Raw genomic sequence first — 21,910 nt, forward strand, 5'->3', positions numbered from 1 at the left:
ATTACATCTGGGGTGATATAAGTTATGACATCAATTTCTCGTGCTTTTTTCTTACTGCTGGCACTTTCCAGTACTCAAGCTCAGGCTGCCTCAGTCGAAACCATCGAAGTCTTAAATAAACCCTATCCGAATTGGGTCACCTTAGACGCCACCATTGAAGCAATAAAAGCAGCGACGGTATCGGCGCAAACCTCTGGCCGTATTGTCAAACTCAACTACGATGTTAACGATGTCGTCCCCGAAGGAGCCGCCCTACTGGAAATTACCAGTAAAGAGCAAGGTGCTGAATTGGCAAGCTTTGAGGCTGATCTAGCCAAAGCGAAGGCTTTAAATGTCGAAGCTCAGGCACAATACAAACGTTATAAAGAGCTATTTCCCCAAGGCGCGATTTCTAAGGGCGCGATGGATGAAGCCACCGCCAATGCTAAAGCAACAGAGCAAGCCGTCAGTGCAGCACAAGCCCGTGTCATCAAAGCCAACGAATCCTTAAAATACACTGTCGTTTCAGCGCCTTTTAGTGGCATCGTCACTGAGCGTTTTGTCGAACTTGGTGAAACCGTAAGCCCAGGACAAGCACTACTTTCAGGGTTTTCCGCGAGTCAAATGCGCGCCATTACCCAAGTGCCACAGCGTTACATTAACCAACTTAAAAATTCCCCCGAATTTCTCGTCCGTTTAAGTGATGGCCGCGAGTTCACCTCAACTGACCTCACGATTTTCAGTTTCGCCGATCCCGTCAGCCACAGTTATCAAGTGCGAATTAATCTGCCAGAAAATGAAGCCAATCTTCAACCCGGTACTTGGGCAAAAGCTTCCTTTAAAAATGGCGATCGGGAAAAAATCCAACTGCCCACCTCTGCACTGCTCACAATGAACGAACTGAGCAGTGTTTACCTTAAACAGGGCGAAGCCTTTGTGCTGACCCAAGTCCGTGTCACTGAGCCCTTAGATGGCGAGGTAGAAGTGCTTGCGGGCCTTAAGTCGGGTGATAAGGTGGCCGTTGATGCCTACCAAGTGTTGCTCAGCAAGAAGCAATAAATTCCCTAGCGACTTAAGCTTTGTCGAGGTTGTTTTATGAAACATGCTCCAGTACCACAAACCACACTTGGGATTTCCGGACGAATTGCCGCTGCCTTTCAAAATAGCGCCATCACGCCGCTATTAGCACTTCTCGGGCTCTTACTTGGCTTATTCGCCATTTTGGTCACACCAAAAGAAGAAGAGCCACAAATTGATGTCACCTTTGCCGATGTGTTTATCCCTTTTCCCGGTGCGACACCCACGGAAGTTGAAAACTTAGTCACTCTGCCAGCGGAACAAGTGATCTCCGAAATCAAAGGCATAGATACTCTGTACTCGTTCTCCCAACCCGATGGCGCGCTGATCATCGTCATCTTTAAGGTCGGCGTTGCGCGCAATGATGCCATCGTCAGCCTATACAACCAGATTTATTCCAATATGGATAAATTGCCAAGGGCCGCTGGCGTGGGCGATCCGCTAATTAAACCCCGCGGCATCGATGATGTGCCCATTGTCAGTTTGACCTTGTGGTCTAAGGACAGGCAAGTGTCTGCTGAGCAGCTAACCCATGTCGCCCTTGGATTAGAAACCGAAATTAAGCGTATTCCCGGCACTCGCGAAATCGATACCGTTGGCCAGCACGATATGGTGGCCAACATACGTATCGATCCCGCCAAGATGAACAGCTTTAATCTGACCTACGACAAGTTAAGACAAAGCCTGAATGACAATAATATGGTCTCTATGCCTGCATCCTTAGTGCAAGGCAATCAAGAGATAAAGGTCCAAGCTGGGCAGTTTTTACAATCCATCGACGATCTCAAGCAATTAGTCGTCAGTGTCTATCAAGATAAACAAGGCAAAAATATTCCGATTTATTTGGCGGATATTGCTGAAATCAGCTTAAAAAGTGATATCCCTAAACAGAGCGTTTGGCACGCAGATAAAACCGACATTTATCCCGCCGTCACAATCGCAATTGGTAAACAAGCAGGCCAAAATGCCGTCGATATCGCCGACAGTGTGATTGAGCGGATAGCTAAAGTCGACAATGTGTTGATCCCGGCAAATGTCGAAGTCACAGTGTCACGTAACTATGGCGAAACCGCGGCGGATAAATCTAACACCCTTATTTTAAAACTGATTTTTGCCACCAGCGCCGTAGTTGTACTGGTATTTTTAACCATGGGCGCACGCGAATCCTTAGTCGTGGGCGTGGCCATTATTATCACGCTGGCGATCACCCTTTTCGCCTCTTGGGCGTGGGGATTTACCTTAAACCGCGTGTCCTTGTTCGCCTTGATTTTCTCCATCGGCATCTTGGTCGACGATGCCATAGTCGTAGTAGAAAACATCCACCGGCATATGGCGCTCGGCAAAAAGTCCTTCAGCGAGCTTATCCCAGTGGCGGTTGATGAAGTCGGTGGCCCGACGATTCTGGCGACATTTACTGTTATCGCAGCCTTGCTGCCGATGGCTTTTGTATCGGGCTTAATGGGGCCTTACATGAGCCCGATCCCCATCAACGCCAGTATGGGCATGTTAATTTCCCTCGTAGTGGCATTTGTGGTCACTCCTTGGCTCAGTCGTAAACTGCTGAAACATAATGACCAACACGATACTGCCCAAGCCTCGCACGAGGATGAAGCTGAAACTAAGATGGTGCGCCTCTTTACTCACTTAATTGGTCCTTTCCTGCTGGGTAAAAATGCCCGTAAGGCAAGAGTGGGACTGGCTGCCGGCGTATTTGTGTTAATCGGCATCGCCGTCGCGCTCCCTGTCGGTCAGCTCGTGGTGCTTAAAATGCTGCCCTTCGATAATAAGTCCGAGTTTCAAGTGATGGTGGACATGCCAGAAGGCACTCCCGTAGAGCAAACACAAAGAGTATTGCAGGATTTGAGTCGCTACCTAACAACCGTCCCTGAGGTCGAGCATCTGCAATTGTATGCGGGCACTAACGCGCCAATGAACTTTAACGGCTTAGTGCGCCACTATTTCCTGCGTCACAGCCAAGAGCTTGGCGACATCCAAGTGAACCTAGTGGATAAGAAACACCGCAAGCGCGACAGCCACAGCATAGCGGTATCGGTGCGAGACGAACTGCAGCAAATTGGCGAGCAATATCAAGCCAATATCAAAGTGGTTGAAGTGCCACCTGGACCACCAGTGTGGTCGCCGCTGGTTGCAGAAGTGTATGGCCCAAGTCCCGCTATTCGCGAGCAAGCCGCATATGAGATGCAGGCGCTGTTCCATGAAACCAAAGATGTGGTCGATATCGATATTTTCTTGCCCGCCGCCCAGCAAAAATGGCAAGTGATGATCGACCGCAGTAAAGCCAGCCTGATGGCCGTGCCCTACAGCAATATTGTCGACTTGATTGCCACCTCAGTTGGCGGCAAAGATGTGAGCTATTTACATCAAGCCCAGCAAAAACAACCGATACCGATCCGCCTGCAATTAAACGAAGGCGCGAAAGTCGATTTAGAGCAAGTGCTGAATATGAAGTTACTGAGCCAAACGGGGCAATCTGTGCCTGTCTCTGAGCTGGTGACCATCAAACGCGGCAAAATCGATGCACCAATTATCCATAAGAATATGATCCCTATGATCATGGTCGTCGCCGATATGTCGGGGCCATTGGACAGCCCACTCTACGGTATGTTCGATATGGCGGGCAAAATTGATGGCACCGATGGCTTAGGATTTGATCAGCATTATATTCACCAACCCACAGGGTTAGACTCAGTCGCCGTGCTCTGGGATGGCGAATGGAAGATCACCTACGAAACCTTTAGAGACATGGGTATCGCCTATGCCGTTGGCATGATTGCGATTTATTTATTGGTGGTCGCGCAGTTTAGATCTTATCTGGTGCCGCTTATCATCATGGCGCCAATTCCACTGACTGTGATTGGCGTAATGCCTGGACATGCCCTGCTCGGAGCGCAATTCACGGCGACGTCCATGATAGGCATGATAGCGCTGGCGGGGATTATTGTGCGTAACTCGATATTATTGGTCGATTTTATTAATCAAGAAACCGCATCCGGTGTGCCCTTTGAGCGGGCAGTGATCCACTCTGGCGCCGTGCGAGCTAAACCTATCATGCTGACTGCATTTGCAGCCATGATAGGGGCATTGTTTATTCTTGATGATCCGATTTTCAATGGCTTAGCGATCAGTCTGATCTTTGGTATTTTTATCTCGACCATACTGACCTTAGTTGTCATCCCTGTGCTGTACTACACGGCCATGAAAAACCGTATGAATACTGTTCAGATACAAACACAAACACAAAACTAACCACAACAAAGGCCATCACCAAGATGGCTTCAAGGAGTAAGGTATGTCATTAGAACGCAGTATTATGGCTTTTGCTGGATTGATGGTGTTACTGTCACTGGTGTTAACCGCCTATGTGCACCACAACTTTCTGTGGTTAACCGCATTTGTTGGCGCTAACCTATTCCAAAGTGCTTTTACCGGTTTTTGTCCTGCCGCCATGGTTTTACGCAAATTAGGGGTAAAATCAGAGGCTGAAATTGCTAAGCAAAGCTAAGCCACATAAAGTCACTTCTTAAGAGTTAAGATAAGAGTTAGGTGAGCAAGTACACGCTTGGTTAATACAAGCGTGCCAAAAAGCCGTCAAGGAGAGATAAAGTGACCCACAACCTCGTAACCCGTGGCCAAAGCCTAATGCGCTTAGCCCGATTAAGCTTGCAATCACTGGTACTCATGCCACTGCTGCTAATGCCCATGATAGCCAGCGCCACCGACCAAGATCCTGCAATCGCATGGGATAAAATTGCCTCAGGCGCTATGGTGCTCGATGTTAGAACGCCTGAAGAATTTGCCGAAGGTCATTTAGCGAATGCGGTCAATATTCCCTTTGAGCAAGTGACAGAGGAGTTTGCTAAGCGTGGCATCGCCAAAGATGCTCCCGTCGTCTTGTATTGCCGCAGCGGTCGTCGTAGCAGTATTGCGACCGAAGCCTTAGTCGCTGCCGGATACACCCAAACCTATAATGGTGGCGGTTACTCCACCTTAGTTGAGGCGCAAAAAACACCCGCTAAGTAATTTACTACCATCAAATTGGCTCTAGTGTGGGGAAGTAAGAATAAATCACTTTAGTACTCTCACCTCGCTCTAGTCATTCAAGGCTTAACGGCTAAAAGCGCCCTAGGGCGCTTTTTTATTGTCTAAATGAATAAGCTTACTTTAAGTAATAGCCTATCAATCAACATTGCTTTATATAAAAAGCTTTTATCCACCCCAACATTAGACATCTGAGATGGCGGGCGAATGACGAGATATTGAAGTGTCTTATTAGCGTAAATCGATCCAGATAAAAAATTAATAATCGTTTTCGCTGCTACACAAGTAACATAAATGATCCGATGTATGGCAAAAAAATTAACTATCTAACATGTTCAAAACGTAGATGACCTTCATTAACGCCAGTCTCACTAAAACCATTGGAAATCAAAACCCTTTTTGATGCTTCATTTTCCGCTGAAGTATGAGCAATAATGTTCTTTGTTTTTTCAAAAGAGTAAGCATGGGAAACGAGTGTATTAACGATTTCTGTAGCATAGCCACGACGCTGCCACTCAGGTAGCACTGAATAACCTATTTCAACCATCCCATGACTATCTGGAGGTCCAAAATAACCACCAGAGCCAACTAGTGTTCTCTCTCCTGAAACAGGATTAATATCAACTGCATACCAGCCATACCAACCTTGGGCTGCTTCACCGCCATTTTCATAGCAAGCAAGGAAAAACGCCATTGCATCACAATCATATTCGCCACAAGGCCAAGCATTTGAAACAATTGCATTTAATTTTTCAGCAAGTAACTGTGGTGTTTCAAGCTCTATATGAAGATGATCAGCTGAAGAAGATATCAATACGATCCGCTTAGATGTTATATTTTTTATAATTTTTATTTACTCCAATTTAGGATTTATAGTGCACAGCCTTAAATTCGTGCACTCACTCGCTTAAACCATGCCACAAGAAAAATAACTTAACCTCATGAATTAATTTAACTTACCACCCATCCAATAGACACGCTATTAGGCAAAATGCTTATATGTTAAATTTTGTGAAAATGCGAAAAATTCACACTTATGTATGCAGATTATTAGAAGTAAAGCGTCACACTGATGGGCGTTATAATTATTTAAATGAATATATTTTTTAGACTGTTCTATCGATGAAAAATAAATAAGATTATTTAAAATTTTTAATTGAAAGTTTATCGACATAATTAGCCTCATAAACATAATTGAAGCATGTTCGAGTTCGCAGTGGTAGCTCATATCCTGTACCGCTATTTTGGATGATGTAACACTCAGCATTTTCCTTTATCACACATATTGCATGCTTCCACTTCTCGTTTTGCCGCTCACATTCCCCTTCAAAAACACTTCAACAAATTAGCTCGAATGGCTTAGCCGTCGTCAATCAATTGGCAACTGCCACCCTATTGACAGCCTTTTGCAACAATTTCGCATAATCAATCACTTGAGAAAATCTTATCATTATGATGAAAACTTAAAGTTTGTTTTTGTTATTTTTAATCACAAAAAAATATATATATAAATTTCAATGCATTGCTAACAGCAAAATCAATCAAAAACCCGTATATGGAGTCGTAAATTCGTATTCACTTATTCACGTTTATCACATAAAAAAACAAATATTTTAATAAAATCTGGTTACAACTCGTTACAATTTGAATTTATATGCACTATAAATGCCTATTAAATCTAAACACTTACCAACCGCCATACCGTTAACAAATCATTTACAAATACTGTGGTCGCAGATAAATTCACTAACCGAGTAGCATCTGAGTCGTAGTTATTCTTATGAAACATAAAATAATAATGATTAACACTAAATTGACCATGGAAGAAGAACATGACAATCAACAGAACCACTAAAATAGCGTTAAGCCTTTCAAGCTTAGCTATTGCGATCTCAGCCGGTGTACAAGCAGCACCACAAGCCCCAGGTTTTGCCGCAGCATTACAAGCACAAACCTCACCACTGCCAAAGCGTTACATTGTGAAGTTTAAAAACACTGATGCCGCGGCCATCATGTCAGCTAATAGTGTGCAATCAACGAGTGATCTGCAGTCACTCAATGACGCGACAACAGATACGCTACCAACCACAATGAATTATCAGCCACAAATGGCTGAAATCAGTGCCCAACATACCGCATTAAATAAAGTACAAGCGAAGGAAATGAAGCGTATCGGCCGCAGTAACAGCTACTCGGTGAAACTCGATGCCAAAGGGATCAATGAATTAAAAACCCGTGCTGATGTGGAATATGTCGAAGAAGATATGCCACGCCGCTTTCTAAGTGAAAGTACGCCTTGGGGCCAAACTTTTGTGGGAGCAACCCAGCTAAGCGACAGCCAAGCTGGCAACCGCACTATTTGTATTATCGACTCAGGCTACGACCGTAGTCACAGCGACTTAGGTGGCAACAATGTCACAGGGACCAATAACTCAGGCACGGGTAACTGGTTTGAGCCGGGCAATAATAACGCCCACGGTACCCACGTTGCGGGGACGATTGCGGCGATTGCCAACAATGATGGCGTGATCGGCGTTATGCCAAATCAAAATGCCAATATTCATGTGATCAAAGTGTTTAATGAATCTGGCTGGGGCTACTCTTCATCCTTAGTCGCTGCCGTAGATACTTGTGTCACCAACGGCGCCAATGTTGTCACTATGAGTTTAGGTGGTTCAGGTTCTAGCACCACTGAGCGTAACGCTCTGGCTGCCCACTATAATAATGGTGTTCTCCTGATTGCTGCTGCGGGTAACGATGGGAATAGCACTCACAGCTACCCGGCATCCTACGATGGCGTCATGTCTGTCGCCTCTGTGGATAGCCATAAAGACCACTCAGCATTCTCCCAATACACCAACCAAGTGGAAATATCTGGCCCTGGTGAAGCCGTTCTATCGACTGTTACCCGTGGCGAAGGCCGTTTAGCCGATATCACTATCGGCAATCAGTCTTACTTTGACTCAGGTGTCGTACCGCACAATCGCCTGATACCTTCTGGTAGCAGCTATGTCCCCGCACCATTTAACGGTACCAGCACTGCAACTTTGGCAGAATGTACCGTTAGCGGCACAAGCTTCAACTGCGGCAACATGACCAATAAGATTTGTTTAGTGGAACGTGTTGGTAATCAAGGCACTAGCTACCCTGAAATTAACGCAGCTAAAGCCTGTAAGAATGCAGGTGCCAGTGCGACGATTGTTTACAGTAACGCGGCATTACCCGGCTTACAAAACCCCTTCCTTGTCGATGCTAACAACGAAATCAATATGGTTTCTGTATCTGTTGATCGTGCAACAGGCTTAGCACTGCGCAATCAACTGGGCGCCACAGTCACTGTCAGCAACCAAGGCAATAAAGATTACGAGTACTACAATGGTACATCTATGGCGACACCGCATGTGTCAGGTGTTGCGACCTTAGTGTGGAGCTACCACCCAGAATGTAGTGCGGCGCAAGTCCGTAACGCATTGAAAATGACCGCCGAAGATCTCGGAACTGCAGGTCGTGACAATTACTATGGTTACGGTTTAGTTAATGCAGTTGCAGCAAAAGCCTTCCTAGACGCATCTTGTACTGGTCCAACGGGTCCTGTCGATCCAACTGAACCGGGCGATAGTGTTCTGGTGAACGGTGTGGCGAAAACAGGTTTAGCAGGCGCAACAGGTGAAGAATTACATTTTTCATTTGAAGTTCCAGCAGGTGCAACGAACCTAGGCTTTGTGATGAACGGTGGCACAGGTGATGCGGACTTGTATGTGCAATATGGCGCGGCGCCAACCACCACTAATTACGATTGCCGTCCGTATAAAAGTGGCAATAGTGAGTCTTGTCCAATCAACAACGTACAATCAGGCACTTACTATGCCATGGTGAAAGGCGATTCGGCTTTCACTGGTGTGTCGTTAACGGCGAACTACACAGCGTCTAATGGCGGCGGTACGCCAACGAGCTATACCAATACTGATAACTATAATATTCCTGATAACAAAGCGGCGGGGATCACTAGCCCAATCACGGTTACTCGCACAGGTGATTCAGGTACTGTGACTGCAGTCGTGAACATAGTCCACCCTTACATTGGTGACTTAAAAGTGCAGCTGATCAGCCCTTCAGGAAAAACGGTTACCCTGCATAACAACACAGGTCTTGGTGCAGACAATATCAACAAGAGCTATACCGCAGATATGACAGGTGCAAATTCGAACGGCGTATGGAAGTTAAAAGCCGTAGACAGTGGCCGTGGTGATGCTGGTTATATCGATGGCTGGGAACTGAGCTTCAAATAAATCAAAATCGATACTCTTACTGATACATAAAAGTGATAAATGGAAAGAGCCTGCAATTGCAGGCTCTTTTTTTACAAAACATGTTATTCAATATCTTTGAGAATTTCAGGCTCAATCAACACGCTGGTTTCATTATCCGATAACCAAATTTGGCCTTCACTAATCGAAACTTGCAATGCCATATTACGCCCAACAAAGGCTTCCATCGCCGTGACGGACTCTTCGGCAATATTCCACACTTTTAAATTCTGATAACGCTCTAATGCCTGCTGATTCTGTTTCCACCAAATCGGTACACTGCGACCACCATAGGTAAAGAGCTGTACGACTTTGGCACGGCCGCTGGCCTTTCGAAGCCATTTTTCATCGGCCTGACCAAACTCAACCCACAGATCAATTTCACCGGATAGGGTTTTGTCCCATAGCTCTGGCTCGTCATCGACACACAGACCTTTACTAAAACTTAAGGTTTCGCTGGCATTCACAATAAACGCGAGTAAACGCACCATCATGCGGCCATCGGTTTCGGAAGGATGCTGGGCAAGCGTCAATTGATGGTCTTGGTAATAATTCCGATCCATATCGGCTATCTGTAAATTGACTTTAAACACGGTCGCCTTGAGGGCCATAGTCATCCTAAATGCAGAGTGAAATCCTGAAACAGCGAAATCCTAAAATAAGGCTGCCGAGTCTACCTGAGACTCGGCATTAGCTCAAACGAACAATAGAATACGCCCATGAAATCGAACATAAAGTGCAATCGAACAGAAGGTTAAATCGAACCCAAGGCTGAATCGGTAAGAAATTAAATCGCACCGGGTCGCAGATGTTTAGCCGTGGGGAAATGGGCTTTCAACAAGCTGATTTTTTGCGTATCCGCTACCAGTAGCATGCGCGTACCCAGCTCATACTGTTGACTCAATTCACTGAAAGCGGGTAAAAAACCGCGATCTGCGTCGCGGCGAACAAGTTCAGTGAGTTCGACGCTCAAATCCCCTTGGCTGTATATCCAATCGAGGCGCTGTAATAATGGCATGGCGGCGAGCGGCAATAAGTCCACAGACGTTGCATCATCCAACAAAAGGATTTCGCCGCGGCTGACTAAGTTATTAAACGCATTATGGTAATGCTCAGTGGTACGACTATCGAAACGGTCGCCATTGGTATCGAAAAAACGCTCCCAAAATAAGCGGCGTTTCGAGGTTGAATCGAGTTTATCTTGTACTTCGACGCGTCTATCGGCGACAAAATCGAATAACGGTTTGAGTGACTGCGGTAGGCTAGATTCTAAACGCGAACGAATCGTGCGTGCAAATACCGGTGCAGCGCCCGCAGTGCTGATCGCGACCACTAAACGACCTCGATCAACAATAGAAGGAGTGATAAAGCGGCAAAAGGCCGGATTATCAACGGCATTAACCCAGATACCACGCGCGGTAGCTAATGTCGCTAATTCTGCATTAAGACTGTCGTTTGCCGTAGCTAAATACACCAAATCATAATTTTGAATGTCGGCATGGACGACTTCACGCTGGGATAACAAAATACGGCCAGCATCTGCATAACGTTGCACTTCAGGGTTCACCTCTGGCGCTACCACGTGGATATTGGCTTCAGTACGTGTCAGCAGTGCTAACTTACGGCTCGCCACATCGCCCGCGCCCACCAGCAGTACATTCAAATTAACCGTATCGACAAACAAGGGAAAATATTGCATTAGATGAGATCCTGAACGCTTAGTCCTGCACGACTGGCAGTTGACGCTGTACCCAGCCCTTATAGCCACCAATCATAGAGGCAACGTGGGTGTAACCCATAAGTTGCAGATTATGGGCAGCCAAGGCGGAGCGCGCACCACCCGCGCAGTAGAGTAATATGGGTGTATTTTTATCGGGGAAACGCGCTTCGATATCACGCTCTAAAATACCCCGGCTTAAATGTTTCGCTTGGGGTAAATGATCTTGCAGCCACTCACGATCCTCACGCACATCAACAAGGTGCCAGCGGTCATCGGCCTGATAAGCTTCGATTGTCACTTCGGTGATATTAGGCAGAATAGCGTCAACAAGGGCGGAAAATGCATTGGGATGCTGCATCACTAACTCCTAGATAAGATATTGAATGACATGATGAATGTCAGCTTATCAGCAAAGTGTAATCTTCTCATCCTGCAGACGCAATCTTTCAGCCTCACCGCAAAGCTGAGAAGGTTGCCAGTGAAAGGCTAGTTATGGCTTTCGCTGCGCTCTGAGCTACATTGCCAGCAAAGCTCAAAACTGCCTTCATTAGTCTCATGGCATTGCACACACTGCCATTGCGGACTTTCAACATCCAACGCATTCAATTGAACTTGTGCCGACGCGTATTGGGACTCACCTACCCATAACTCGACGTTTTGCATCCCAGTAGGGAGTTCACCAATACCGCCTAATAACGCTTCACCTCTGAGTTCAACATGAATGCCACAGGCCTCCAATAAACCTTTCCATGTGTGGGCCTGCAATAAATTACCACCAGCAACTAACACTTTACGTTCTTCCATGCGACATCCTACGGCTACAACTCTCTAGAATATGGGTTGCCGACATCCTACTGCTAAATAGCCGAGGCTGTCGAGCGCTGATTTTTACATCAGTTGTTAAATAAATTAACATTCACTTTTTACAGCATAACTGACCATAACTTTGTGAGTTTGCTAGCAGAATGTCAGATACGCCTCAAAATCGATGCAAAAAAAAGCCACCTCGTCGGTGGCTTTTTAACTCTAAATTAACCTTTAAGGCATCATAGGAGGTTGGTCTGCGCCTTCTTTCTCAATCTCAACTGGCATCATGTGTTCACGATTGATACCCAGTTTAACGGCCAAGAAGCTCGCCACATAGATAGAGGAATAAGTACCCACAAAAATCCCCAACAGCAATGCAGTCGCAAAGCCATGGATCATAGTGCCGCCCTTAAGGAACAAGGCAACAACAGTCACCAAAGTCGTGCCCGTTGTAATAATGGTACGGCTCATAGTTTGAGTGATTGAAATGTTAACTATTTCTTCAGGATCGCTCTTACGCAGCTTAAGGAAGTTCTCACGGATACGGTCAAATACCACAATAGTATCGTTGAGTGAGTAACCCACCACAGTCAACAAGCCCGCCAATACGGTCAAGTCAAATTCCAATTGGAATAACGAAAACACCCCTAAGGTCACGATGACATCGTGCGCCAGTGCCGCTACAGAACCAAACGCTAAGCGCCATTCGAAACGAAACGACACATAGATCATGATACAAATCAGCGCAACTAATACCGCCAATGCACCTTGCTCTGCCAGTTCTTTACCCACTTGTGGGCCAACAAACTCAACACGCTTCTGCTGCACTTGTGGGTCAACTTTCTGCGCGGCTTCCATGACAGACTTAACCTGCACATCGCTCTTAACGCCTTCTTTCACCTGTAAACGTACAAGTACGTCACGGCTAGAACCGAAGTTTTGCACGATCGCACCTTCGGAATCTGGCGTCGTCAGTTGCACACGCAGTGCATTCAAATCAACCGGCTGAGTAAACTCCATTTCAACAACAGTACCGCCAGTGAAATCAAGACCCCAGTTAACGCCATTAGTTGCGAGCGATACCAGCGAGCCCAGCACTAACACTGCCGACATAATGCTAATAGGCAGTGCATGGCGGAGGAAGTTTACTGTATGTTTTAAGGATAAAACTTCAATCATTGTCACTTCCCCTTAGATAGACAGAGTCTTCACGCGCTTACCACCCCAAATCGCGTTAACGATTGAGCGAGTACCCACGATGGCGGTAAACATAGAAGTCGCAATACCTATCATTAAGGTCACAGCGAAGCCTTTAATCGCACCAGTACCTACGGCAAACAAAATGAGCGCAGTGATGAAGGTGGTGATGTTCGCATCGGCGATAGTTGAGAAAGCATTACCATAACCTTCATGGATTGCCTGCTGAACGCTACGTCCGGCACGAAGCTCTTCACGAATACGCTCATAAATCAGCACGTTGCCGTCAACCGCCATACCGACCGTCAACACCATACCGGCAATACCGGGTAGGGTTAACACAGCGCCAGGGATCATAGACATAACGCCTACAACCATGACTAAGTTTGCGGTCAAAGCCAAGTTAGCAATAAGCCCAAAGCTACGGTAGTAAACCAACATAAAGAGTAAGACAACTGCCATACCCCATACCATAGCTTGCACACCGCTTTGAATGTTTTCAGCACCTAAGCTTGGACCAATAGTACGTTCTTCAACAATTGATACAGGAGCAATCAAGGCACCCGCACGCAGTAATAGCGCAAGGTTTTGTGCTTCACCATGACTTAAGCCAGTGATCACAAAGTTACGGCCTAAACGGGCTTGAATGGTCGCGACAGAAATCACTTCTTGGATTTTCTGCATCTTAACGCTGCCATCGGCATTGCGATCACCACTGTCTTTATATTCGATGAACAAAGTCGCCATAGGCTTGCCTATGTTGTCTTTAGTCACGTCAGAGAAAATGGTACCGCCTTTAGCGTCGAGGTTGATACTGACCTGAGGACGACTGTACTGGTCAAAGCTAGGTTGCGCGCCAGTGATATGATCACCCGTCAACATCACTTCTTTCTTCAATATCACAGTGCCACCTTCGCGGCGCTGATACACTTCAGAACCTGCAGGTACACGACCTGATTGCGCAGCATTCGGATCGGCTTTGTCATCCACCATGTGGAATTCAATTGATGCGGTTGCACCTAAGATTTCCTTAGCGCGAGCCGTATCTTGCACACCTGGCAGCTCAACGATAATGCGCTCGGCGCCTTGACGTTGTACTACAGGCTCAGCCACACCTAACTCGTTAACACGGTTACGAATGGTAGTAATGTTTTGTTGCAGTGCTTCTTCTTTAATCTGCTTTAGATAAGCTTCACTCATCACAGCTTGCAGCGCGAAATCTTCGCCACGGCTAGCGTCGGTGAACACCATATCTTTATTGCGAGTCTTAAGAAAACGCTCGGCAGTCGCCAAGTTTTCAGCATCACGGAACTTGATCTCAATTCCAGTGGCATTAACACGAATACCAGCATAACGAATGGTTTCTTCACGTAATTGTGAACGGAAATCAGCAACTTTAGCTTCTTCCATCTTACGAATCGCTTCGCCCATGTCCACTTCCATGAGGAAATGCACACCACCGCGAAGGTCAAGACCGAGTTTCATTGGGCTACCACCCATGGACTCGAGCCACTTAGGCGTCGCAGGCGCTAAGTTAAGTGCCACAGTAAACTTGTCACCTAAGCTGTCAGCAATCAGTTCTTTCGCCAGTAGCTGTTGATCCGCATTTTGCAAACGGACCAACAACTGACCTTTTTCAAGCTCAGAGCGCTTTACCGCAATGCTCTTACTGGCTAACAGCTCGTTCACACTGGCTTGGGTAGATGCTGTTACTTCAGCACCTCGAGTCGCCACCACTTGCACCGCATGATCTTCACCAAAAAGGTTAGGTACGGCATAGAAACAACCTATGGCGATGACGAGCATCACCATAATGTTTTTCCACATTGGGTATTTATTTAACACGCCTGAGCCCTCTTGGCTTACAACGACTGGATAGAGCCCTTAGGCAATACAGCTGCAATATAGTCTTTTTTGATCGTGATTTGTGTTGTGTCGTTCAAGCTCAGTAACACGTAATCGCTTTCGTCGCTGATTTTTGCAATCTTGCCTAAAATCCCACCACTGGTTAACACTTCATCGCCTTTGCCTAATGAAGACATCAGATTTTTGTGCTCTTTAACGCGTTTTGATTGCGGACGGAAAATCATGAAATAGAAAATCAGGCCGAAAATCGCCAGCATGAAAATCAGTTCCATCGTGCCGCCACCTTGTGGTGCGCCGGCAGCGCTTGCATATGCATTTGAAATAAACATAGTTTTTCTCTTCTTATTAGCAAAAAATCAATCGACTAACTCTGGTACTTCGCGACCTTGACTGGTATAGAAGTCCGCCACAAAGGCGTCTAATGTACCCGTCTCAATCGCACCGCGCAAACCTTCCATTAACATTTGATAGTATCTCAAGTTGTGAATGGTGTTTAAACGCGCACCCAGAATCTCATTACAACGATCTAAGTGGTAAAGATACGCCCGTGAATAATTTTTACAGGTATAACAATCACACTTAGTATCAAGTGGTGACGTGTCATCTCTATGACGCGCATTGCGTATTTTGATCACACCTTCACTCGTAAACAGATGACCGTTGCGGGCATTACGGGTTGGCATCACACAGTCAAACATGTCAACACCACGACGTACACCTTCAACTAAATCTTCTGGTTTACCGACCCCCATCAGATAGCGAGGTTTGTCTGCAGGAATTTGCGGGCAAATATGCTCAAGAATGCGATGCATATCTGCTTTAGGCTCACCTACGGCCAAACCACCGACGGCATAACCGTCAAAACCAATATCGACTAAGCCTTTTAAGCTTTCGTCGCGTAAATCTTCATACACACCGCCCTGAATAATACCGAAGAGTGAGTTAGGGTTCTCTAAACGGTCAAATTCATCACGCGAACGTCTTGCCCAACGCAAAGACATCTGCATTGACTTGCGCGCTTCATCTTCAGTGGCAGGATACGGGGTACATTCGTCAAAAATCATCACCACATCACTGCCCAATGCATCTTGAATTTGCATTGATTTTTCAGGATCTAAGAAGATTTTTTCACCATTAATGGGCGAACGGAAATGCACACCTTCTTCGGTGATCTTACGGATATCGCCAAGACTAAACACTTGGAAACCGCCCGAGTCCGTTAAAATAGGACGCTGCCAGTTCATAAAGTCATGCAAGTCACCGTGCTTACGCATGATTTCTTCGCCTGGGCGCAACCATAAATGGAAAGTGTTACCGAGCAAAATATCCGCGCCAGTGGCACGTACTTCTTCTGGTGTCATGCCTTTCACTGTGCCGTAGGTTCCTACCGGCATAAAAGCGGGGGTTTCTACTGTGCCACGATCAAAAATTAACCGACCACGGCGCGCACGCCCGTCGGTAGTGTCTAATTCAAATTTCATAATTCACCTCGCCAGATAAACAGTCTGACTACATTTTTAATGGCTAATGCCATTTTGATTAACAATAGAGATGGGGACAGCGTTAAAAGGTTCAATCTTTTAACGAAAAAAATTGCCGCACAATCTCACTTTGGGCGGCTATTTTAAAACAAAATCTTGGTCTAGTGGGCTTTTTTCGTCACAAACATCGCATCGCCATAGCTAAAGAAGCGATATTTTTGCGTGATAGCATGTTGATACGCCGCCATAACATGATCAAAACCAGCAAAAGCACTAACTAACATGATCAAAGTTGATTCAGGTAGATGAAAATTTGTCACCATAGCATCGACCACTTGGAATTCATAACCTGGGTAAATAAAGATATCGGTATCGCCGCTAAAAGCTTTGAGCTCGCCAAGGCTTGCGCGTGCCGCACTTTCTAAAGAGCGCACTGACGTCGTCCCTACGGCCACCACACGTTTACCCGCAGCTTTGGTTTGCGCGATTAAATCAACCACATCCTGCGGCACATTCGCCCACTCGGAATGCATCTTGTGTTCAAGAATAGTATCGACACGCACTGGCTGAAATGTTCCCGCGCCCACATGCAAGGTCACAAACGCGACATTCACGCCCTTGGCTTTTAATGCATCGAGCATGGCATCGTCAAAATGCAAACCCGCCGTTGGCGCGGCAACTGCACCAGGGTTTTGGTTATACACAGTTTGATAGCGCTCTTTGTCGGCATCTTCATCGGGTCTATCGATATAAGGAGGCAAAGGCATGTGCCCTACTGCTTCAAGCACTTCTAAGATGGTTAACTCTGATAACAACTCAAGTTCAAACAAGGTATCGTGGCGGGCGACCATCTTCATTTGATAGCCACCGTCGAGATGGATTAACGAATCCACTTTCGGGGATTTAGAGCTGCGAACATGGGCGAGGATGCACTTATCATCGAGCATACGCTCAACTAAAATTTCTAACTTGCCACCACTGGCCTTTTGACCAAACATGCGCGCGGGGATCACTCGGGTATTGTTGAACACCATTAAATCACCGGGATTAATCATCCCCAGCAAATCGGTAAACTGTTTGTCGCCTAACGCGCCAGAGTTGCCGTCTAAGGTTAACAGACGAGATGCATTACGCTGCGCCATAGGATAACGAGCGATCAGCTCATCGGGGAGATCGAAAGAAAAGTCTGCAACGCGCATATTGGCCTCTAGATAGCTTAGAACGGCGGCTAGTCTATGGTTAGAGGCCAATAAGATCAAGATTACTTATTGCCAGTGTCCACTTCTTGCTCGGGTTCCACTGGATTGATGCCATCTTGGGGCTGATTATCATCGGCATCGAATTTTAGCCGCGAGCGACTAAAGTCATCCATGCTGAAACGGTGTTGTTCAAAGGGGATTTCTATTAGCACTTTTTTGCGCTTCTGCTGCTCGTCTTTACCAAGCATTTTGGTGAACCAGTTCCACATCATCCATGATCCTAAAAAAGGTTATTGATTTTATTTCACTTTCCCTTATCGATTACTATGTCAACGTTTAAGTCAGCCATAATTATTCACGGCGAATCAAATGTCATTATCAATAAAAAGTGAAAAAATACTGCATTTTTAGCTTCGGCGCTTTCCTAAGCGCGCTTGTGCATGATACCGTGAACCGACGTGGTTAACCAAGCACAAATAATGAACTTTCTTACACACTTACATCTCGCCGACATCAGTAAAACCCACCTTGCTGCCAACGTAGCAGGTAACTATATTCAAGCGCCAATTGCGCAAGCCCCAATGGAGTTACGCCAAGCTTTATGGCTAAACCAAGAGATTAATACCCTCTGCGCCAGCCATGAATTGACGATTGAATTAATGGAAGCTTTCCCTGCGCCCTTAAGAAGCATAGCAGCAGAACTCATGGCGGTGAGTTTCGATCACTATTTAGCTTACTATTGGGAAGAATATCACCACCAACCCTTGGATGAATTCAGCAGCAAGGCCTATGACGCGTTAGATGCTTTCGCCACGCAAGGCGTTGATCCATACCATCCAGAGGCATTATTTACACTCTTGCCCACAATGCGCAGCGCCGATTGGCTAGGCAGCTACACCACCGAAAAAGGATTACAACAAGCCTTAGCACAGGTGGCCAAACAGCATCCGCAAGCCGCACTGTTTAAAGATGCCCATAAAGTCGTCAATAAAATGCAGATAGAAATCGAAACCGCGTTCCGCACTTTTTATCCGCAGCTGATGGCTTATACCCGTATTTGGAGCCGTAAGACACCTGCAGAATATTTGCCCTCCCCCCTCTAAGAATAAGCAAGCATGAGATTATGCTGTGTGCCTGCGTAAATTTTGCTAGTATGGCCGCGCAAAAATGAGGACAAGATGCAGATATTTGATTACCAGCCCCCAGCAGTTCCTTGGCTAGACATACGCTATAAAGATAGAGATCTGATTATCATCAATAAACCTTCGGGATTATTGTCTAATCCGGGTCGAGCGGCTCACACCTTCGATTGCGCGTTAACCCGCTTACAAGCCCTTTATCCAGAAACAATTTTAGTGCATAGGCTCGACTGTGCGACCTCGGGCATTATGGTGTTCGCCCGTAATAAAAAAGCGGAATCGCATTTAAAAACACAGTTTCAAGATAGACAGAGTAAGAAAGTCTATATTGCCGAAGTGATGGGACATGTGCTGCAAGAACAGGGGATTATTGACCTCGCGATAGTGCCAGACACTGAACATCCGCCCTATCAAAAAACGCTACAGGCGGGAGAGACTGGCGGCAAAAGCGCCCTCACTCACTACCGTGTATTAGAGCGCCGAGAAAACAGCACCTTAGTCGAGCTTTCGCCAGAAACAGGCCGCACCCATCAATTGCGTGTGCATATGCTTGCCCTAGGCCATGCGATTTTGGGTGATGAGTTTTATGGTGATGCCGAGGTTATCAAGGCCAAACCGCGTTTATGTTTACATGCACAAAGCTTAAGTTTGACCCATCCCTATTCGGGTAAACCGCTGTTTTTTAGCAGTAAACATCCATTTACTGAATAACTTAAGCCACTCGCTACAATTCCATAAAAGCAAAAGGTCGCGACTTAGCTCTTAACTATCGTGCGACCTTAGTTATTTCGCGATTCGACTGTCGTCGTTTAAGCGACGCGTATACCTTGACCAAAATCGACATCAGCCGCTAACTTTTCTGCTTGGAAATAGCAGCCCTGCTCATTACAAAATTGTAATTGCTGCGACGATGTCACGATAAAGAATTCACCAAAGAAATTGCCGCCAACATCTTCCAGCTTATGGCCCTCAGGAGTTTGCGTCATATAGACTTCATCTAAACTATGGCAGCCATCACTAAACCAAGTTTCTAAAAAATATTTATCGTCTTCTTTATAGAGGGTAATTTTGTCACCCAATAAAGGACGCCCATCTAACCAACGACCTATAATTTCACGATTTTGCATATCTGTCTCCCGCCAATGAAGGCGACGGCGTTTTTCGATCCCAGACATCCTGATATCCTTATGCAATACCCAATCACCTAAAGTGAATGTCAGTTGTGGTAGTACATTAAGCATAGAACCCATTTAACTCTTTACTCCCCACAGCAGCAAATTACTTCAAATCGCCCGTCAAATGTAACTTTTTGGTTAATTTAAATTTGCTAAATATTTAAAATATAAAAGATAAATACCTTTGACTAATTAATCGGCAGTGTAGCTCAATCTAAAAATAAAAACGCGATCTTTATCACTATTTACTTATCGCTAAAGTAAAGGCAGCTAAAAGACTTATCCTCCTAGATGAATGAGTCAAATACTCCTTTAAAGCCACCTAGGAGCATTGGAAAGTAATCCGTTTTATAGTCTTCTGGCGTTTCGCTTGCAAGCATTGCCTGACTAATTGGTGTTACTTTTTCCACCGCCCAATTAGCTATAGCTTTTTCATATTCTTCTAATGTCATTTTCACTCCTGAGCCCTAACTCCGCCAACACAGGCGAGCGAAACGCAGTGTAGTAAGTCCAGCACGGCGGCTTTTTTGCCGTGTGATTGTACTTGGCCTTGTTACGTGTTGATTGGTACAAACTCGCGCTCAATTAAATTAATTACTGAAGTAACGGTTTCGGTGCTTATGCTCATTACTTTTGCACCACCCTTTTTCCCTTGCTCTACGTCAAATCCACGACCTTCGAGAAACTCTTTAATATCATCATAGACATCTCTGCTCCGGCCTATAGAAAGATGATGCTTACCTGATTTTCTTGCATTTACATAGTAAGTTAGCTGCTTTTCATCACTGAAAAATGTTGGCCCAGCAATCCTTGATTGCTTGATCTAAGCGGCTTTTCTAGTAAATCTGATATTTCACCAAGTAAAATATGATCAAATTTTTGCTTGGCTTCTACTTCTTTACGAAGGACGCTTTGGGTATAGGCATCGTTACTTTGTTCAATCGTTAATTCTTTCGCGCCAATTAGCGCCATAATTGGTTGCATACGCTCTACTAGAGTATCGTCTTTATCTAAGAACCATTCACCCTCAATCCGGCTATCGTCCAATAGCATGTGCAATGCATTTCAACAGACCTTGCGTCATGATGTTCCCAGGCAGCAATGCACTGCGCCTTTATAGGCGATTTGGTATTGCTTATCTGTTGCAGCCTTGAACTGAGACTTGCATTTCCGGCCCCAGTTATTCCTGCCTTCTTATAAGGAATATCGACATTCCCACCAATATCAACATGACGCATTACGTAGATAATATTTTGCATTATTAAAAAATACCCCGAACTCTTAAAGACACGTAACACTTTGCCAAGGGGCAAATGCGAGCGTTGTTGGGCGAAGCCCAGCGAGTGTCTGGCCAGCCGAGCTTTTTGCGACGAACTTTGGCAACTTGTTAGCGGCGCTTTTCATCGATGTAGGCGACCATCTCTCTCAATTGAGCTATTTCTACTTTCTCACCTTTATAGGCAATTCTAGCCTTATTGAAATATTCACTTGCTTCAGATTCGCTTCCTAACTTTTCGTATATCAACCCAATTCTCAGATATGTAAATGACAAATTATTGGGTCCCACTTCAGAATGTAGAGAACTCGATTGGTCTGACTCAAGGACTCTTGCTAAAGCTTGTAGCGCATAGAGTCCGCTTTCAGGTGTGCCTGTTAAGTATTGAGAATGAGCAAATTCAATTTCTTCCCTGAGAAAGTCAGGAGAAATTTGGTTGGCGACAGATATACTGGAAACCATCATACTCATTGCAAATAAACTGATTTTGATAACATTTTTCATTTTAACTTCCTTATTGGTTGATATATCCCGTAACTTAAACTGCGCAGCTAACACCGCCATATGCTACAAATTTGGAGTGGGTTATTTTGTGCTAGCGTAGTAGAAAAAGCATAAAACGAACAAC

General features: G+C 45.5%; 22 protein-coding genes. 7 read left to right on the top strand and 15 right to left on the bottom strand.

Going from position 1 to position 21,910, the window contains the following annotated elements; all coding sequences use genetic code 11:
• Nucleotides 1-24: 24 nt before the first annotated feature.
• The 4 genes from KO533_RS09540 to KO533_RS09555 all read left to right on the top strand — a co-directional run bounded on the left by KO533_RS09540 (nt 25) and on the right by KO533_RS09555 (nt 5,097).
• A complete protein-coding gene (locus KO533_RS09540) occupies nt 25-1,038 on the top strand; it encodes an efflux RND transporter periplasmic adaptor subunit (protein ID WP_219253870.1) in 1,014 nt (337 codons plus the stop codon).
• Between the two features lie 36 nt (nt 1,039-1,074).
• A complete protein-coding gene (locus KO533_RS09545; RefSeq protein ID WP_219253873.1) occupies nt 1,075-4,323 on the top strand; it encodes an efflux RND transporter permease subunit in 3,249 nt (1,082 codons plus the stop codon).
• 43 nt (nt 4,324-4,366) lie between these two features.
• On the top strand, nt 4,367-4,579 hold the full coding sequence (locus tag KO533_RS09550) for a DUF2892 domain-containing protein (RefSeq protein WP_105252075.1): 213 nt from the start codon (nt 4,367-4,369) through the stop codon (nt 4,577-4,579).
• A gap of 101 nt (nt 4,580-4,680) precedes the next feature.
• Nucleotides 4,681-5,097 (top strand): rhodanese-like domain-containing protein, encoded by a 417-nt coding sequence (locus KO533_RS09555; protein WP_219253876.1) that lies wholly within the window; start codon nt 4,681-4,683, stop codon nt 5,095-5,097.
• Nucleotides 5,098-5,437: 340 nt separating this feature from the next.
• Here KO533_RS09555 and KO533_RS09560 read toward each other — a convergent pair whose 3' ends face one another.
• Complete coding sequence (locus tag KO533_RS09560; protein WP_219253877.1) at nt 5,438-5,929, bottom strand: GNAT family N-acetyltransferase; 492 nt, start codon at nt 5,927-5,929, stop codon at nt 5,438-5,440.
• Nucleotides 5,930-6,947: 1,018 nt separating this feature from the next.
• On the opposite strand from KO533_RS09560, the gene KO533_RS09565 reads away from it, so the two are divergent.
• A complete protein-coding gene (locus KO533_RS09565) occupies nt 6,948-9,404 on the top strand; it encodes a S8 family serine peptidase (RefSeq protein ID WP_219253879.1) in 2,457 nt (818 codons plus the stop codon).
• A gap of 83 nt (nt 9,405-9,487) precedes the next feature.
• Here the strand turns inward: KO533_RS09565 and KO533_RS09570 are convergent, their stop codons facing one another.
• The 10 genes from KO533_RS09570 to KO533_RS09615 form a co-directional block, all read right to left on the bottom strand.
• Nucleotides 9,488-10,033 carry a YaeQ family protein gene (locus tag KO533_RS09570; protein WP_113941666.1) on the bottom strand — a complete coding sequence of 182 codons (546 nt, stop codon included), beginning with the start codon at nt 10,031-10,033 and terminating at the stop codon, nt 9,488-9,490.
• 176 nt (nt 10,034-10,209) lie between these two features.
• Nucleotides 10,210-11,121, bottom strand: coding sequence for a bifunctional precorrin-2 dehydrogenase/sirohydrochlorin ferrochelatase (locus KO533_RS09575; RefSeq protein ID WP_028761069.1), 912 nt, complete (start codon nt 11,119-11,121; stop codon nt 10,210-10,212).
• Between the two features lie 19 nt (nt 11,122-11,140).
• Nucleotides 11,141-11,500, bottom strand: a complete 360-nt coding sequence (locus KO533_RS09580; protein ID WP_131523169.1) for a rhodanese-like domain-containing protein — start codon at nt 11,498-11,500, stop codon at nt 11,141-11,143.
• 128 nt (nt 11,501-11,628) lie between these two features.
• Nucleotides 11,629-11,946 (bottom strand): DUF2007 domain-containing protein, encoded by a 318-nt coding sequence (locus KO533_RS09585; RefSeq protein WP_028761071.1) that lies wholly within the window; start codon nt 11,944-11,946, stop codon nt 11,629-11,631.
• A 234-nt stretch (nt 11,947-12,180) separates the two neighbouring features.
• Complete coding sequence (secF, locus tag KO533_RS09590; RefSeq protein WP_198572756.1) at nt 12,181-13,128, bottom strand: protein translocase subunit SecF; 948 nt, start codon at nt 13,126-13,128, stop codon at nt 12,181-12,183.
• A gap of 12 nt (nt 13,129-13,140) precedes the next feature.
• Nucleotides 13,141-14,991 (bottom strand): protein translocase subunit SecD, encoded by a 1,851-nt coding sequence (gene secD / locus KO533_RS09595; protein ID WP_173496405.1) that lies wholly within the window; start codon nt 14,989-14,991, stop codon nt 13,141-13,143.
• Nucleotides 14,992-15,008: 17 nt separating this feature from the next.
• Entirely contained in the window at nt 15,009-15,341 is a 333-nt protein-coding gene (gene yajC / locus KO533_RS09600) for a preprotein translocase subunit YajC (protein WP_007649452.1), read from the bottom strand.
• A 27-nt stretch (nt 15,342-15,368) separates the two neighbouring features.
• A complete protein-coding gene (gene tgt / locus KO533_RS09605) occupies nt 15,369-16,493 on the bottom strand; it encodes a tRNA guanosine(34) transglycosylase Tgt (RefSeq protein WP_006082277.1) in 1,125 nt (374 codons plus the stop codon).
• Nucleotides 16,494-16,654: 161 nt separating this feature from the next.
• Nucleotides 16,655-17,692 (bottom strand): tRNA preQ1(34) S-adenosylmethionine ribosyltransferase-isomerase QueA, encoded by a 1,038-nt coding sequence (gene queA, locus KO533_RS09610; protein WP_168824289.1) that lies wholly within the window; start codon nt 17,690-17,692, stop codon nt 16,655-16,657.
• A gap of 62 nt (nt 17,693-17,754) precedes the next feature.
• Nucleotides 17,755-17,964, bottom strand: a complete 210-nt coding sequence (locus KO533_RS09615; RefSeq protein ID WP_105252070.1) for a hypothetical protein — start codon at nt 17,962-17,964, stop codon at nt 17,755-17,757.
• A 207-nt stretch (nt 17,965-18,171) separates the two neighbouring features.
• On the opposite strand from KO533_RS09615, the gene KO533_RS09620 reads away from it, so the two are divergent.
• Nucleotides 18,172-18,795 (top strand): acyl carrier protein phosphodiesterase, encoded by a 624-nt coding sequence (locus KO533_RS09620; protein ID WP_219253881.1) that lies wholly within the window; start codon nt 18,172-18,174, stop codon nt 18,793-18,795.
• A 75-nt stretch (nt 18,796-18,870) separates the two neighbouring features.
• Nucleotides 18,871-19,542 (top strand): pseudouridine synthase, encoded by a 672-nt coding sequence (locus KO533_RS09625; RefSeq protein WP_219253883.1) that lies wholly within the window; start codon nt 18,871-18,873, stop codon nt 19,540-19,542.
• Nucleotides 19,543-19,640: 98 nt separating this feature from the next.
• Here KO533_RS09625 and KO533_RS09630 read toward each other — a convergent pair whose 3' ends face one another.
• From KO533_RS09630 to KO533_RS09645, 4 genes are all read right to left on the bottom strand, one after another.
• Nucleotides 19,641-20,081, bottom strand: a complete 441-nt coding sequence (locus KO533_RS09630; RefSeq protein ID WP_131523165.1) for a hypothetical protein — start codon at nt 20,079-20,081, stop codon at nt 19,641-19,643.
• Between the two features lie 212 nt (nt 20,082-20,293).
• Nucleotides 20,294-20,458, bottom strand: a complete 165-nt coding sequence (locus KO533_RS09635) for a hypothetical protein (protein WP_219253885.1) — start codon at nt 20,456-20,458, stop codon at nt 20,294-20,296.
• A 316-nt stretch (nt 20,459-20,774) separates the two neighbouring features.
• Nucleotides 20,775-21,059 carry a hypothetical protein gene (locus KO533_RS09640; protein ID WP_219253888.1) on the bottom strand — a complete coding sequence of 95 codons (285 nt, stop codon included), beginning with the start codon at nt 21,057-21,059 and terminating at the stop codon, nt 20,775-20,777.
• A gap of 334 nt (nt 21,060-21,393) precedes the next feature.
• Entirely contained in the window at nt 21,394-21,786 is a 393-nt protein-coding gene (locus KO533_RS09645) for a hypothetical protein (RefSeq protein WP_219253890.1), read from the bottom strand.
• Nucleotides 21,787-21,910 lie beyond the last annotated feature (124 nt).

Origin of the sequence: Shewanella sp. NKUCC05_KAH, assembly GCF_019345585.1 — a bacterium.
GTDB classification, from domain to species: domain Bacteria; phylum Pseudomonadota; class Gammaproteobacteria; order Enterobacterales; family Shewanellaceae; genus Shewanella; species Shewanella oncorhynchi.

What these genes read in the sequence shown, in the direction of transcription:
- KO533_RS09635 (WP_219253885.1), bottom strand. Translation starts at nt 20,458, where the DNA reads ATGACATTAGAAGAATATGAAAAAGCTATAGCTAATTGGGCGGTGGAA.
- tgt (WP_006082277.1), bottom strand. Translation starts at nt 16,493, where the DNA reads ATGAAATTTGAATTAGACACTACCGACGGGCGTGCGCGCCGTGGTCGG.
- KO533_RS09625 (WP_219253883.1), top strand. Translation starts at nt 18,871, where the DNA reads ATGCAGATATTTGATTACCAGCCCCCAGCAGTTCCTTGGCTAGACATA.
- KO533_RS09580 (WP_131523169.1), bottom strand. Translation starts at nt 11,500, where the DNA reads ATGCAGCATCCCAATGCATTTTCCGCCCTTGTTGACGCTATTCTGCCT.
- secF (WP_198572756.1), bottom strand. Translation starts at nt 13,128, where the DNA reads ATGATTGAAGTTTTATCCTTAAAACATACAGTAAACTTCCTCCGCCAT.
- KO533_RS09620 (WP_219253881.1), top strand. Translation starts at nt 18,172, where the DNA reads ATGAACTTTCTTACACACTTACATCTCGCCGACATCAGTAAAACCCAC.
- KO533_RS09640 (WP_219253888.1), bottom strand. Translation starts at nt 21,059, where the DNA reads ATGCTATTGGACGATAGCCGGATTGAGGGTGAATGGTTCTTAGATAAA.
- KO533_RS09630 (WP_131523165.1), bottom strand. Translation starts at nt 20,081, where the DNA reads ATGGGTTCTATGCTTAATGTACTACCACAACTGACATTCACTTTAGGT.
- KO533_RS09645 (WP_219253890.1), bottom strand. Translation starts at nt 21,786, where the DNA reads ATGAAAAATGTTATCAAAATCAGTTTATTTGCAATGAGTATGATGGTT.
- KO533_RS09540 (WP_219253870.1), top strand. Translation starts at nt 25, where the DNA reads ATGACATCAATTTCTCGTGCTTTTTTCTTACTGCTGGCACTTTCCAGT.
- KO533_RS09615 (WP_105252070.1), bottom strand. Translation starts at nt 17,964, where the DNA reads ATGATGTGGAACTGGTTCACCAAAATGCTTGGTAAAGACGAGCAGCAG.
- KO533_RS09565 (WP_219253879.1), top strand. Translation starts at nt 6,948, where the DNA reads ATGACAATCAACAGAACCACTAAAATAGCGTTAAGCCTTTCAAGCTTA.
- KO533_RS09575 (WP_028761069.1), bottom strand. Translation starts at nt 11,121, where the DNA reads ATGCAATATTTTCCCTTGTTTGTCGATACGGTTAATTTGAATGTACTG.
- KO533_RS09550 (WP_105252075.1), top strand. Translation starts at nt 4,367, where the DNA reads ATGTCATTAGAACGCAGTATTATGGCTTTTGCTGGATTGATGGTGTTA.
- KO533_RS09570 (WP_113941666.1), bottom strand. Translation starts at nt 10,033, where the DNA reads ATGGCCCTCAAGGCGACCGTGTTTAAAGTCAATTTACAGATAGCCGAT.
- KO533_RS09545 (WP_219253873.1), top strand. Translation starts at nt 1,075, where the DNA reads ATGAAACATGCTCCAGTACCACAAACCACACTTGGGATTTCCGGACGA.
- yajC (WP_007649452.1), bottom strand. Translation starts at nt 15,341, where the DNA reads ATGTTTATTTCAAATGCATATGCAAGCGCTGCCGGCGCACCACAAGGT.
- queA (WP_168824289.1), bottom strand. Translation starts at nt 17,692, where the DNA reads ATGCGCGTTGCAGACTTTTCTTTCGATCTCCCCGATGAGCTGATCGCT.
- KO533_RS09585 (WP_028761071.1), bottom strand. Translation starts at nt 11,946, where the DNA reads ATGGAAGAACGTAAAGTGTTAGTTGCTGGTGGTAATTTATTGCAGGCC.